This is a genomic window from Rhabdaerophilum calidifontis (assembly GCF_008641065.1).
Taxonomy (GTDB): Bacteria; Pseudomonadota; Alphaproteobacteria; order Rhizobiales; family Beijerinckiaceae; genus Rhabdaerophilum; species Rhabdaerophilum calidifontis.
This window is the reverse complement of the sequence record NZ_VTRS01000003.1, coordinates 85,952-99,069: the sequence shown is the minus strand read 5'-3', so window position 1 is coordinate 99,069 and position 13,118 is coordinate 85,952. Positions and strand designations below refer to the sequence as shown.

Genomic DNA, 13,118 nt, shown 5'->3' with positions numbered 1-13,118 from the left:
CTCGGCAACCGCGCCGGCTCTGCGCCTTGTCGCCTTCATGGCTTTGGCCTAACAATCGGTCATGGCCTCTGGAGGGAGAAGCACGGGTTTCGCACGCGCCATGATCGGCGCGGTGACGGCCTATGTCATCTTCCTTCAGGCGCTGGGCGGTGCGATCGCGGGGTCGAACCACCCGGCGCGCATGACGACCGGGCTCGATATCCCGTTCGTGCTCTGCACGTCCGATGGCATGAAACCCTCCGACGCGGCGCCTCGCACGCCGGAAAAGCCGGACAGCCCGGCGGGCAATTGCTGCGGCTGGGCTTGCGCCAGCATGCCGGCCGCTCTCGACCAGCCCCTGCGAGGCTTCGTCGCCGCCTGGGGGGCACGGCCATTCCGGATCGCGATCTTCGCGATCGACGAGCCAGCCCTCTCCACCGAACCGCGCGTCGCCCGCTCCAACCCCGCGCGCGGCCCTCCCCCTCTCCAAGTCTGACCGGTCGTTCCTCGCCCTCCGCGCGAACCGCGCGGAAGCGTTGCCGCATCTTGTTTCTGGAGAGAATCCATGTCCGATATCACCGCCTCGGCGTCCGTCGCGGACGCTGCGCCCGCACGCGCGGGCCTGATCTATCGCGCCCTGTGGCGCTGGCACTTCTTCGTCGGGCTCATCATCCTGCCCTTCGTCCTGCTGATCCTCGTCACCGGCGCGATCTACCTGTTCAAGGCCGAGATCAACGATCGCCTCCATGCCGATCTGCGCATCGTCGCACCTCAGAGCGTTGCGCAGAAGGCGCCGTCGGAACTCGTCGCAAAGGCACTTGAAGCCTATCCCGGCACCCTGCGGGGATATGTGCCCCCCGCGGCGCCGGACAGGTCGGCGGAAGTCAAGATCGCCGGCTCGGATGGCGTGAGGAACACGCTCTATGTCGACCCCTATTCCGGCACGGTGCTCGGTCGTCTATGGGATGCCGGTCATGCCGGATCGCCCTTCATGTATGTGGTGCGCAAGCTTCACAGCCTGAAATATGTCGATTGGTGGGCTGAACGCATCATCGAGGGCGTCGCCGGCTGGATGATCCTGATGGCCGCTTCGGGCATTTACCTGTGGTGGCCGCGCGGGCAGAAGGGCGGTGTGTTCAGCGTTCGCGGCGAGCCGGGCAAGCGCGTATTCTGGCGCGATCTTCATGCCGTGACCGGGATTTTCGTCAGCCTCTTCATCGTCTTCCTGGCGATGACCGGCCTGCCGTGGTCGGGCTATTGGGGCAAGAAGTTCTATGCCTTCTCCTATGCCGTGGGGATGGGAATGCCCGATGGCTATTGGGACAAATACCCGGTCTCCACCATCCCGCTGAAGGATGCGGTGGACCGCGCCCCCTGGATCATCGAGAACCAGCCGGTGCCGCTATCGAAAACAGCCGCCGGGGTGCCGGCGAAGCTCGACGATGTCGTCAGGACCGTAACCGAGCTTGGAATCGCGCCCGGCTACGCGATCAACATCCCGACCAAGCCGGATGGCGTGTTCACCGCTTCCGTCTACCCCAACGATATCACCAGGGAGCGCGTCATCCATCTCGACCAGTATAGCGGCAAGGTGCTGTTCGACATGGGGCTCCAGGATCTCGGCTTTTTCGGCCGCATGGCGGAATGGGGCATCAGCATCCATATGGGTCAGGCGTTCGGCCTCGCAAACCAGCTCGTCCTGCTCGCTTCGCTGGCGGGCATGGTCCTGCTGACGATCTCCGGCCTCGTGATGTGGTGGAAGCGCCGTCCCGCCGGCACGCTCGGCGCGCCCGGCCTGCCGAAGAATGCGTCGATGCCCAAGGGCCTGCTGGTTCTTGCGGTGATCGCCGGCGCCTTCTTCCCGATGGTTGGCCTCTCGATGCTGGCCTTCGTCGCCTTCGAACTGCTCGGGCTTGGCGCCCGATCGCTGCGTTCGGCTTGACACGAGATGCGCCCCGCCAGATCGATGGCGGGGCGCCGCACCGGTTCGGCATCGGGCTCCGGCAATCGGCTTCACCCGTTTCGGCCCCCGAATGGCCGTGACTTGGGTGCGGCGCAGAGCGATCCGCCGCCTGTCGCACTTGACAACGGGCCGGCCTTGCCGCTTCTCGGGACCGCGCAGGTTCCTGTCCATGACAGGCGAAGAGGGAATGCGCAGGCGGGCCGCAAGGGCTGCCGAAGCGCAGCCGCCCCCGCGACCGTGACCGGAGAGAGGCTCCACGCCACTGGCCCTGGCCGGGAAGGCGGATCCTCGCTGGGGAAACCCTGAATCCGCGAGCCGGGAGACCTGCCTGCGCGTGTTTCGGGCGGACGGGGTGTTCCGCGACCGGTCCTGCGCTCGCGCATGCCGCGTCAACCCCTTCGCATGTTCTGGCGCGAAGGGTCATCATGGCGGACGCCATCCTTTATGTCTGCACCACCTGCCGCCGCGGCACGAACGAGGACCCCTGCCCCGGCGCGCGGCTGATGCGGGCGATCGCCGCGCGGGAAGCGCCGGCGGGCGTCGAGATCCGCGGCGTCGAATGCCTCTCGGCCTGTTCGAACGGCTGCGCGGTGGCGCTCGCGGCGCCGGGCAAATGGACCTATCTCTATGGCGGGCTCGATCCCGAGACGCATGCGGACGAGATCCTGCGCGGCGCGGCGCTCTATGCCGCCAGTTCCGACGGCATGCCGCCCTGGCGCGAGCGGCCGGAAATTTTCCGCCGCAACGTCATCGGCCGGACGCCGCCTCTCCTGCCCGCGCCCCCTGCCGCCGCCCCCGCCGCCGAGGGCTGAGCCCGGCGGGCTTGCTCGTCCTGTTACGGATGTCCGGCCGGCATCGGGCAGACCTCGATGATCGGATGCTCGATCGCGGCATGGGCCGGCAGGCGCCGCCGGTATTCTTCCGGTGTGCGCAGCGTCGGGGAGTGGACGGAGGCGACCATGGTCCGCACGCCCGTGCCCACCGACCAGACATGCAGGTCGATCACCCGCGTCTCGCCGTCGCTCTCGAGTGCCCGTGCGACCGCGTCGCGGATCTCCGCCGGGGCCTCCCAGTCGAGCAGGATCTTGCCGCTCTCCTTCAGCAGCCCCCAGGACCAGATCAGGATGACGCCCGAGGCGATGCAGGCCACAAGCGGATCGAGCCAGCCGATTCCCTGATACCAGCCGATTCCGAGCGCGATGATCGCAGCCACCGAGGTCATCGCATCGGCGATGACATGCAGGAAGGCGGCGCGGAGATTGACGTCCTCGTGCTGATCATGGCCGCCGTGATGATGGCCGCCGTGATGATGGCCGCAATCGTGATGGACATGGTGATGTCCGGATCCGGAATGGTCATGGCCCTGTTCGGCGTGCGGATGGCCATGCGCATGCCCGTGGCGGCTGTGGAGCAGGAGCGCCGAGGCGAGATTGACGATCAGACCGATCACCGCCACGAGCATCGCCTCGCGGAAGGCGATCTCGGTCGGCGCGAGGACGCGCTCCGCGGCCTCGAAGGCCACCAGCACGGCGGCTGCGGCGAGCAGGATCGCGCTTGCGAAGGCCGAAAGCGCACCGAACTTGCCGGTGCCGAAACTGAACCGCCGGTCAAGCGCGTAGCGCCGTCCGACGATATAGGCGGCCGCCGAGATGCCGATTGCGAGCACGTGGGTTCCCATATGAACGCCGTCGCCGAGCAGGGCCATCGAGCCGGTCCAGAGGCCGGCGGCGATTTCCGCCACCATGCACAGCCCGGTCAGCGCGACGACGAGAAGCGTGCGCCGCTCGGCATCCCGGCGGACATGCTGGCGGAAATGGTGCTCCAAAACCGGCGACGCGGTTTCGCTCATTGGCTTGCTCCTTTGTTGCCGGCGCCCCGCGCCGGGAGCGATTCTGGCTGATGCCGGCCCGTGCTTCAACCGGTCTCGGGCGGAATTTGCCATTGCGTTATCCAAAAGCTCGGCGATACCCTTTGCAGAGGCGCGATCCGGCGCCGATGACGCCGGCGCGGGTTCAAAAACGGGGGATCACACCATGACAGGGATCACACCATGACATTGTCACGCAGGACCATCCTGACCGGCGCCGCCGGCCTCGCGCTGCTGGGCGCCGGCGTTCCGGCCCGGGCGCAGGCGAAATTCTTCCGCATCGGCACCGGCGGCACGGCCGGCACCTATTACCCGATCGGCGGCATCATCGCCAACGCGATCTCGGGCGAGAAGATCAATGCCAGCGCGGTTGCGTCGAACGGCTCGGTCGCCAATGTCAACGCCATCATCGGCGGCGCCTCGGAATCCGGGTTCAGCCAGGCCGATGTCGCGAGCTGGGCCTATTCCGGCACCGGGATCTATGAGGGCAAGGCGAAGGTCGAGGAGCTGCGCGCGATCGCCAATCTCTATCCCGAGACGGTGCATATCGTCGTCAAGAAGGGCCTGAACGTGAAATCGCCCGCCGATCTCAAGGGCAAGCGCTTCTCGATCGACGAGCCCGGCTCCGGCTCGCTCGTCAATGCGCGCGCGATCCTCGCCGCCTACGGCGTCGGCGCCAACGACTTCAAGGCCGAGTTCCTGAAGCCCGGCCCGGCGATCGAGAAGATGCGCGACGGCTCGCTCGACGGCTTCTTCTTCACCGGGGGCTATCCGTTCGGCGCGCTGACCGAGTTCGGCGCGACGCATGGCTTCGAGCTGGTGCCGATCGACGGGCCGCAGGCGGCGGAACTGAAGAAGAAGTTCAGCTTCTTCGCCGACGATGTCATCCCCGACAATGTCTACAAGGATACCAAGGGGGTGAAATCCCTCGCCGTCGGCGCGCAATGGGTGACGAGCGCCAAGGTCGATGCCGATCTCGTCTACGAGGTCACCAAGGCGCTGTGGTCGGACAAGACGCGCGCCGCGCTCGATGCCGGCCACGCCAAGGGCAAGGCGATCCGCAAGGAGACGGCACTGGCCGGGCTCGGCATTCCGCTCCATCCCGGCGCGGAGCGCTTCTACAAGGAAGCCGGCCTGCTGAAGTGAGGGCAGCCGCGGCCGCAGGCGCCATGAAGTCCCGCATGCGCGGGACTTCATCGTTTCGGCGGCAGGTTCAAGGGCGGCAGATTCAGGGGCAGGAAGCGGGGGCAGCATGAGCGCGCAGGCCGAACTCGACCTCAGGAAGGCGCAGGAACTCGAGGAGGCGCTCGATTCCGAGATCCGGTTCCGGCCGCTCCAGCCGCGCGCCGGCTGGCTGGTGGCGGGGGCGCTGCTCGCGCTGTCGCTGTTCCATTACTACACTGCCGGCTTCGGCCTCCTGCCCGAGACGACGCATCGCGGCATCCACCTCGCCTTCGTCCTCGGGCTGATCTTCCTCGTGTTTCCCGGCGGGAAGCCGAAGCCGCTGCCCGACGCGCCGTCGCTTCTCAGGCCGTTCGGAATCGGGATCCAGGATTGGCTGCTCGCGGCGGCGGCGGTTGTCTCCAGCCTCTATGTGCCGTGGATCTTCGAGGATCTCGCCTTCCGCGTCGGCAATCCGCTGCTGACGGACTGGCTGATGGGCACGCTGGCGGTGGTCGTGCTGATCGAGGCGACGCGGCGCGCGATCGGCTGGCCGCTGCCGATCATTGCCGGGGTGCTGATCCTCTACGCGCTTTACGGCGCCGGCCTGCCTGGAATTCTCGCGCATCCCGGCAACAGCTGGAAGGCGGTGATCAACCATCTTTACCTCACCTCGCAGGGCATCTACGGCGTGGCGCTCGGCGTGGTGGCGACCTATGTGTTCCACTACGTGCTGTTCGGCGTGCTGGCGACGCGGATCGGGCTCGGCAAGCTCTTCATCGATCTCGCGACGGCGCTGGCCGGGCGCTATTCCGGCGGGCCGGCCAAGGTCTCGATCTTCGCCTCGGGCCTGTTCGGGATGATTTCCGGCTCGTCGATCGCCAACACGGTCACGGTAGGGTCGCTGACCATCCCGATGATGATCCGCATCGGCTATCCGCGCCATTTCGCCGGCGCGGTGGAGGCGACCGCGGCGACCGGCGGGCAGATCACGCCGCCGATCATGGGTGCGGCGGCGTTCCTGATGGTCGAATATCTCAACCTGCCCTACCAGACCATCATCCTTGCGGCGATCGTGCCGGCGGCGATGCATTTCTTCGGCGTGTTCTGCCAGGTGCATTTCGAGGCGAAGAAGCTCGGAATGCGCGGCCTCTCGGCCTCCGAGCTGCCGCGGGCCTGGGCGGTGCTGCGGAGTGGCTGGCCGGCGCTGACCCCGCTGATCGTGCTGCTGATCGTGCTGTTTTCCGGCTTCACGCCCTATCTGGCGGCGTTCTGGGGCATCACGGCCTGCCTCGTCGTCGGGTTCACCGGGCGCGACCCGGCGGTCGCCCTCGCGCTGCTTGCCGGCATGATCGGCGCGATCTGGACCGGGCATCTCACGGAATGGAGCGGGCTTCTGACCCTGTTCGGTCTCGGCGCGGCGGCGAGCGCGGTCTTCCTGCTGCGCGCGCCGGACGGCCGGGCCCGGATCCTCGACATGATCGACGCCTTCGTCACCGGCGCGAAATACGCGATCGGGGTCGGCGCGGCGGCGGCCTGCGTCGGCATCATCGTCGGCATCGTCACGCTGACCGGGGTCGGCTTCAAGCTCTCGAACATCGTCACCGGCTTCGCGGGCGAACTCGCGGGGCTGCTCGGCGCCGTGCTGCCGGCCATCCTCTACGATGCCGGGGCGCTGACCCTGTTCTTCACCCTGGTGATGACGGCGATCGTCTGCCTGCTGCTCGGCTGCGGCATCCCCACCACCGCCTGCTATATCATCATGGTGACGATCGCCCAGCCGGCGCTCGGCAAGCTCGGTGTCGAGCCGATCGTCTCGCATTTCTTCGTCTTCTATTACGGGCTGCTCGCGGATGTGACCCCGCCCGTGGCGCTCGCCGCCTATGCCGGCGCCAGCATGGCCGGGGCCGATCCGTTCCGGACCGGCAACACCGCCTTCCGGCTCGCCACCGCCAAGGCGCTGGTGCCCTTCGTGTTCGTCTATTCGCCGGCGATGCTGCTGGTGACGAAGAATTTCACCTGGCTTGCCTTCTGGGAGACCACGCTCGGCTGCGTCGCCGGCATCATCCTGCTGGCGGCGGCGCTGACGGGATACGGGCTTGCCGCGATCCGCGGGGTCGAGCGCTGGGCGCTGGTCCTCGCCTCGGTGCTCGTCATCATGCCGAGCCGGAGCGCGACGCTTGTCGGCCTCGCGATCGCGGCACCGGTCGTCATCCGCCAGATCCTGCTCGCCCGGCGCAGGTCGAACGTCGAACCGGCATGAGCCGGCGCGATGCCCTGCCCTCGGTGGAGCGGCGCGCGCGGCGGATCGCCACGCGCCTCGGCCTGCATCTGATGAAGGCGCAGAAGCCCGACAAGCGCGTGCTGGCGCATGGCGGCTACATGCTCCGCGACGCCGCGACGATGAAGATCGTGTTCGGGGACGCGGATTATCTCTTCTCCGCGAGCCTCGACGAGGTCGAGGCCTGGCTTGAGGCGGCGGAAGGCGCGGCCGAAGCCTGAGCGCGGCCGATCAGCCTCTGAACCCGGTGGCGAGCAGGTAGAGTTCGCTCGAATCCGCGCGGCTCGCGGCGGGCTTGACGTGGCGCACGGTTGCGAAATCGCGCTTCAGCTCGGTGATGAGCTGGCCGGTCTCGCCGCCCTGGAACAGCTTGCAGAGGAAGAACCCGCCCGGCGCCAGCACCTCGCGCGCGAATTGCGCCGCCATCTCGGCCAGGCCGATGATCCTGAGATGATCGGTCTTCTTGTGCCCGGTCGTGTTGGCGGCCATGTCGGAGAGCACGCCATCCGCCGCCCCGCCGAGCCGCGCCTTGAGGATCGCGTCCGCCTCCGGCAGGGTGAAGTCGAGCTGGAGGAAATCCACGCCGGGGATCGGTTCGATCTCCAGCAGGTCGATGGCGACGATGCGCGTATCCGCCGGCGTCGAGCCGATGCGCTCGGCCGCGACCTGACACCAGCCGCCCGGCGCCGCGCCAAGATCGACGATGCGCTGGCCCTTGCGCAGCAGCTTGTAGCGGTCATCGATCTCGATCAGCTTGAAGGCGGCGCGGCTCCGCCAGCCCTCGGCCCTGGCGCGGGCGACATAGGGGTCGTTGAGCTGGCGGCTCAGCCATTTCTGCTGCGCGGTGGTGCGCTTGCGCGCGGTCCTGAGCCGCACGGCAAGGTCTCGCCGGCCGGATTTGGGATTGTCGGTCATGGCCCTGCCCTAGCGCGCGGCGGCGCGGCGGAGAACCCCGTCCTCGCGCATCATCTCCATCAGCATGCCCTCGCGCAGGCCGCGATCGCCGATCCGCACCCGCCGCGCGGGGAAGGCGCGGCGGATGGCTTCGAAGATCGCGCAGCCGGCGAGCACGAGATCGGCGCGCTCCCGGCCGATGCAGCCGTTCTCCTGGCGCTCGCGATAGCTCATCGCCAGCAATTCCTGGATCACGGCGTCGACATCGCCCGCCTCCATCCACAGCCCGTCCACCCGGCGCCGGTCATAGCGTTCGAGCCCGAGGAACAGCCCGCCGAGGGTCGTGACCGTGCCGGAGGTGCCGAGCAGGTGGAATCCGGGTTCGCTCGCCGCGGCGCGGGCTTCCGCCGCGAAGGGGGCGAGCAGCGCCGCGGTCTCGGCGATCATCTTTTCGAAGGTGCGCGCGCAGACCGTGATGCCGCCATGCCGCTCGGCAAGTGTCACCACGCCGAGCGGCATCGAGGTCCAGGCGCGGATGCGGGAGCGGATATCGCGCTGGCCGCAATTCTTCACCGATAGCCAGACGATCTCGGTCGAGCCGCCGCCGATATCGAAGAGGATGATGCTCGAGGCGGCCTCATCGGCGAGCGCGGCGCAGCCGGCGGCGGCGAGATGCGCCTCGCCCTCGCGGTCGAGGATATCGAGGCGCAATCCGGTCTCGCGCTCGACGCGGGCGAGGAATTCGCGGCCATTGGCGGCGGCGCGGCAGGCTTCGGTCGCCACAAGACGCGCCCGACTCACCATGCGCTCGTCCATCTTGCGGCGACAGACATGGAGCGCCTCGAGCGTGCGGGCCATCGCTCCTTCGGAAAGGCGCCCGCTCTGCGAGACGCCCTCGCCCAGCCGCACGATGCGCGAGAAGGCATCAACGACGCGGAAGGCCGGCCCCTCCGGTCGCGCGATCAGCAGCCGGCAATTGTTGGTGCCGAGATCGAGCGCGGCGTAGCGCCGCGCGAAGCGCCAGGCGGCGGAATCGGGCCGGCAGGGTGCGGCCGGCAGGGAGGGCGGGCGGGCATCGAGGGCCGGCGCCGTCGCGGTTCCGTCCGCGGCAAGCGGCACCGGATTCGCCTGATTGTCACCCTCCGCCATTCGGCATTCTCCTCCCCCGTGCATTTAAACGCCGTGCAACCGGTTTGGAAAGGGTCGTGGGTGCCGCGGCAGGTTTTCGGCCGCGCTTTGGCCGCAAAACCGGCCGAGGCTTGATCCCGATCAAGGCCCGCCCGGCGCCTTTGGCGGCTAATGCGGGGGGATCAGCCTAGGAGAGAGCCCATGCCGATGATGCGCGTCACCCTCCATCTCGCCCGCTCGAAGGAGCATCCGCAAGGGTCGAGTGCGCATGGCTACGAGATCGTCGCGCCGCTCGACGCCGAAGGGCGGCTTGATCCCGATCTGTGGAAGGAGAACCGCGCCGCCTGTCGCGTCCGGCGGTTCTGGGCTGATGAGGAATACGATCTCGGCCATCTCGTCCATCGCGGCGGCGGCCGGGGCGGTTCCTGGGCCTTCACCTACGACATCGCCGGCGACGAGGACGACGAGGCCGGCTACCGGCTCGGCAATCACCGCTTCGACATCGGCGAATATGTCTCGATCCGCGACGATGACGGCGTGATGCACACGTTCGAGGTCGCCTTGGTCGAACCGGCCTGAGCGCTCAGGCGGCGTCTGGAAGCCCGCCTCTCGCCCGGATGAAGCGGACCACCGCATCCACTCCTTCGCCCCTGCGGAGATTGGTGAAGACCACCGGGCGGCTGCCGCGCTGCGCGGCGGCGTCGCGCGCCATCACGTCGAGATCGGCGCCGACATAGGGGGCGAGGTCGGTCTTGTTGATGACGAGCAGGTCGGAGCGGGTGATGCCCGGCCCGCCCTTGCGCGGGATCTTCTCGCCTTGCGCGACATCGATCACATAGATCGTCAGATCCGCGAGTTCGGGCGAAAAGGTCGCGGCAAGATTGTCGCCGCCGGATTCGATCAGGACCAGGTCGAGGCCGGGAAAGCGCCGGCGCAGTTCGGCGATGGCGTGGAGATTGATCGAGCAATCCTCGCGGATTGCGGTGTGCGGGCAGCCGCCGGTCTCGACGCCCAGGATCCGCTCGGGCGGCAGCGCCTGAAGCCGGACGAGGATCTCGGCATCCTCGCGGGTATAGATATCGTTGGTCACCACTGCGAGATCGAGCTGCGCGCGCAGACGGGTGCAGAGCGCTGCCGTCAGCGTGGTCTTGCCGGCACCGACCGGGCCGCCGATGCCGACCCGCAGCGGGCCATGGGGAGACGTGTTCATGAGCGGAACAACCTGGATTCCTGGGTTTCGTGCATGAGGCTCATCAGATCGACGCGAAATGCCATGCCGCCGAGATCGGCAAGGCCCGCTGCGCCGCCTGCTTGCGTCGCGGCGAGGATCACCGGCCGCAAGGCTGCAAGCCGGACCTGCGCCGCGCTCTGCCCGATCAAGGCCAGCCGGATGCCGGCTGCGACGAGATTGCCGGCGAAGGCCTGGAGATAGCCGGCGAGCAGGCCCTCGAGCGGCTGGGCGTGCAGCCGCCCGGCCATCCCCACAGCCACAGGCAGCGGCAGTCCGCCGGGCGCGAAAGCGGCGAGCGGCGGCAGATCGGGATGGGGATGCGCCGCGCCGACCAGCGCGTGGAAGGCCGCGCCCTGCTGCGCGGTTTCAAGCCGGCGCTCGGCCGAGAGAGAGAGCGCGATCCCCAGTTCCGCGAGCGCGACAAGGCCCGCGATCCGCGCGTCCGGCTCCGCCAGGCCGGCACGGCGCCAGCTCTCGGCGAGCAGGATCGCGTCGTTGCGGCCGGCCCCCAGGGTCAGGATATCGGCGATCCAGGCGGCGAGCGTCGCCTCATCCCGAACCGCGCCCGCCGCCTGCGCGGCCTCGATGCCGTGCGAATAGGCGTAGCCGCCGATCGGGAAGGCCGGCGAGAACCATTGCAGGCGCTGGAGTTCGGCGGCGTCAGCCATGCCCGTGGCGATGGCCGTGTCCTTGACCGTGCCCGTGATCATGTCCGTGATCATGCCCACAGCCACAGCCCGCGCCGTGTGCGTGGTGGGAATGACGATGCGCATGATCGTGATGGTCATGCCCGTGATCGTGGTCATGAGCGTGATGATGATCATGGGTATGATGATGATCATGGGCCCCATGCCCGCCCCGCGCCTGGAGATAGGCGCCGCCCTCGGGGTCGAACGCGGCCTCGATCGGCCGCAGCCGGCCGCCGAGCCCCGCAACCATCGCTTCGATGACGTGGTCGCGGCGGATGCGCAGCCGGCCGCCGGCAATCTGCACCGGCAGGTGGCGGTTGCCGAGATGCCAGGCGAGGCGCAGCAGGTGTTCGGGGCTTTCGGCACGGATTTCGGCCAGCGGCTCGGGGGCCCCTACGATCTCGATCAGGCGGCCATCGGCAAGGCGCACGGCATCGCCGGTGCGAAGGGCGACCGCTTCCGGCAGATCGAGCAGGAATTGCAGCCCGCCGATCGTCTCAAGCGTGATCCGGCGGCGGTGGCGGTCGTCGAAATCGAGCACGACGGAATCCGCCGCCTCCCCGCTCCAATCGCCGCGGGCGATGATCTCGGTCGCGTTCAGCACGTGAAACTCCAGCGTGTTCAGACCTTTCGGCCGGGAATGGGCCGTTCCGGAACGCGGCTCCGCTGGCAGAGAACCACGAGGATCGCGAGGACCGGAAGGCTCGTCGCGATCATTCCTACAACAAGGGTGGGGCGGGGTTGAAGCCCTGCCATGAAATTCGCCGCCAGGATGCGATCAGCCGGAACCCCGGTTGCGAGCGCATACCAGAGATATTCGAGCGCCATCGTTGCGGCCATGGCCCCCGGCACGAGCGCGAGCAGGCGCGGCGGATCGAGCGGAACGCCGGCCCGGCGCATCAGGCGCAGGCTGATCAGCGCCAGGAATATGCCCGTCATCACGGCATGTTCGAAAATGTCGATCTTGGCTTGCAGCGCGCCATGCCAGAGCGCGAGCAGCGTCAGCGGATGGATCAGCGCGTGGAGCCGGTTCCAGCGTTGCGCGCCGAGCCGGCGGATCGCGCTGTCGAACGAGGTCGCGCCCAGGGCCGCCATGGCGAGAAGGCTGAGGAAGCCGATCGTCAGATAGAAGCGCCGCGCGATCTCGCTGGCGACCCGGAGAAGATCGAAGCCCTGCTCGAACACGTAAAGACCGAGATGGACGAGCGCGTAGCCGAGCGCGGCCACGCCGAGCATGCGCCGGACCGCGAGCACCCTGCCCCAGCCGGTGATCAGCCGCAGCGGCGTGACCGCCAGCGTCACCAGCAGTAGCCTGAGCGACCACAGCCCGGTCTCGTGCAAGGCGGCGGTGACGGGCTTCGCGCCCAGGCCACCGGTCATCAACCGGGCGGCGATCACCAGCCCCGGCAGCAACACCGCCACAAGCACGACGGCCTTCAGCGGCGCGAACCGGCCCTGCCGGTCGGTCCAGGGCAGCATGCGCGGGGCGGCACGGCGATGCAATTCGCTCGACATGGCGGGTTCATGCCACGGCTCCGGGCCACGGGCCAGTCACGGCTACATGATCCGCCAGCGATCGCCGCCCTCGATGCCCTCGACCACCGGCGGCTCGGCGAGGCACGGCGCGGCGATCGACATGGTCGTGCGGAAATGCGCGGCGATCATGTGCGCGTCGATTGCGGCGCGGTCGCGCCATTCCTCGACAAAGACGAAATGATCGGGATCGGTCACGCTTTCATGCATGTCGTAGCGGATGCAGCCCGCCTCCCGCCGGGTCTCGGCGATGCAGATGCGGAGGGCGTCGAGGAAAATGGTGCGGGCTTCCGGGCGGATCCGCACGCGGGCGATAACGATGACGGGCCGGGACATGGATCCTCCATTGGGTGCCTTGATCCCGGATCTACCCGGATGAAGCCCGGCCGGAT

General features: G+C 68.3%; 15 protein-coding genes and 1 riboswitch. Of the genes, 7 read left to right on the top strand and 8 right to left on the bottom strand.

The window, feature by feature from the left end; genetic code table 11:
• Positions 1-61 precede the first annotated feature (61 nt).
• From FWJ24_RS06915 to FWJ24_RS06905, 3 genes are all read left to right on the top strand, one after another.
• Positions 62-475, top strand: coding sequence for a hypothetical protein (locus FWJ24_RS06915; protein ID WP_150287078.1), 414 nt, complete (start codon positions 62-64; stop codon positions 473-475).
• A gap of 69 nt (positions 476-544) precedes the next feature.
• Positions 545-1,921, top strand: a complete 1,377-nt coding sequence (locus tag FWJ24_RS06910) for a PepSY-associated TM helix domain-containing protein (protein WP_150287077.1) — start codon at positions 545-547, stop codon at positions 1,919-1,921.
• Positions 1,922-2,082: 161 nt separating this feature from the next.
• Positions 2,083-2,288: riboswitch (cobalamin riboswitch) on the top strand.
• A 79-nt stretch (positions 2,289-2,367) separates the two neighbouring features.
• Positions 2,368-2,754 carry a DUF1636 family protein gene (locus tag FWJ24_RS06905; RefSeq protein ID WP_150287076.1) on the top strand — a complete coding sequence of 129 codons (387 nt, stop codon included), beginning with the start codon at positions 2,368-2,370 and terminating at the stop codon, positions 2,752-2,754.
• A 23-nt stretch (positions 2,755-2,777) separates the two neighbouring features.
• On the opposite strand, the gene dmeF is transcribed toward FWJ24_RS06905, so the two are convergent.
• Entirely contained in the window at positions 2,778-3,791 is a 1,014-nt protein-coding gene (gene dmeF, locus FWJ24_RS06900) for a CDF family Co(II)/Ni(II) efflux transporter DmeF (protein ID WP_166443612.1), read from the bottom strand.
• 201 nt (positions 3,792-3,992) lie between these two features.
• On the opposite strand from dmeF, the gene FWJ24_RS06895 reads away from it, so the two are divergent.
• From FWJ24_RS06895 to FWJ24_RS06885, 3 genes are all read left to right on the top strand, one after another.
• Entirely contained in the window at positions 3,993-4,955 is a 963-nt protein-coding gene (locus FWJ24_RS06895) for a TAXI family TRAP transporter solute-binding subunit (protein ID WP_150287074.1), read from the top strand.
• A 106-nt stretch (positions 4,956-5,061) separates the two neighbouring features.
• Positions 5,062-7,233 carry a TRAP transporter permease gene (locus FWJ24_RS06890; protein WP_150287073.1) on the top strand — a complete coding sequence of 724 codons (2,172 nt, stop codon included), beginning with the start codon at positions 5,062-5,064 and terminating at the stop codon, positions 7,231-7,233.
• Positions 7,230-7,472 (top strand): hypothetical protein, encoded by a 243-nt coding sequence (locus FWJ24_RS06885; protein ID WP_150287072.1) that lies wholly within the window; start codon positions 7,230-7,232, stop codon positions 7,470-7,472. Before FWJ24_RS06890 ends, FWJ24_RS06885 begins: the two co-directional genes overlap by 4 nt.
• A gap of 10 nt (positions 7,473-7,482) precedes the next feature.
• Here FWJ24_RS06885 and FWJ24_RS06880 read toward each other — a convergent pair whose 3' ends face one another.
• Together FWJ24_RS06880 and FWJ24_RS06875 are read right to left on the bottom strand one after the other, a co-directional pair.
• Positions 7,483-8,166, bottom strand: a complete 684-nt coding sequence (locus tag FWJ24_RS06880) for an RlmE family RNA methyltransferase (RefSeq protein WP_150287071.1) — start codon at positions 8,164-8,166, stop codon at positions 7,483-7,485.
• A 9-nt stretch (positions 8,167-8,175) separates the two neighbouring features.
• Positions 8,176-9,294 carry a Ppx/GppA phosphatase family protein gene (locus FWJ24_RS06875; protein WP_150287070.1) on the bottom strand — a complete coding sequence of 373 codons (1,119 nt, stop codon included), beginning with the start codon at positions 9,292-9,294 and terminating at the stop codon, positions 8,176-8,178.
• 180 nt (positions 9,295-9,474) lie between these two features.
• Here FWJ24_RS06875 and FWJ24_RS06870 point away from each other — a divergent pair, with 180 nt between their 5' ends.
• Positions 9,475-9,852, top strand: a complete 378-nt coding sequence (locus tag FWJ24_RS06870; protein ID WP_246155592.1) for a hypothetical protein — start codon at positions 9,475-9,477, stop codon at positions 9,850-9,852.
• Between the two features lie 4 nt (positions 9,853-9,856).
• Here FWJ24_RS06870 and ureG read toward each other — a convergent pair whose 3' ends face one another.
• From ureG to FWJ24_RS06845, 5 genes are read right to left on the bottom strand one after another with little or no spacing between them, the layout of a single operon-like run.
• Positions 9,857-10,483: an urease accessory protein UreG gene (gene ureG, locus FWJ24_RS06865; RefSeq protein WP_150287068.1), complete on the bottom strand. Its 627-nt coding sequence runs from the start codon at positions 10,481-10,483 to the stop codon at positions 9,857-9,859.
• Positions 10,480-11,172: an urease accessory protein UreF gene (locus FWJ24_RS14795; RefSeq protein ID WP_150287314.1), complete on the bottom strand. Its 693-nt coding sequence runs from the start codon at positions 11,170-11,172 to the stop codon at positions 10,480-10,482. Before FWJ24_RS14795 ends, ureG begins: the two co-directional genes overlap by 4 nt.
• Positions 11,165-11,797, bottom strand: a complete 633-nt coding sequence (locus FWJ24_RS06855; protein ID WP_150287067.1) for an urease accessory protein UreE — start codon at positions 11,795-11,797, stop codon at positions 11,165-11,167. Before FWJ24_RS06855 ends, FWJ24_RS14795 begins: the two co-directional genes overlap by 8 nt.
• Before the next feature lie 17 nt (positions 11,798-11,814).
• Positions 11,815-12,708: a protein-methionine-sulfoxide reductase heme-binding subunit MsrQ gene (locus FWJ24_RS06850; RefSeq protein WP_150287066.1), complete on the bottom strand. Its 894-nt coding sequence runs from the start codon at positions 12,706-12,708 to the stop codon at positions 11,815-11,817.
• Positions 12,709-12,750: 42 nt separating this feature from the next.
• A complete protein-coding gene (locus FWJ24_RS06845; protein WP_150287065.1) occupies positions 12,751-13,062 on the bottom strand; it encodes a putative quinol monooxygenase in 312 nt (103 codons plus the stop codon).
• Between the last annotated feature and the right edge of the window lie 56 nt (positions 13,063-13,118).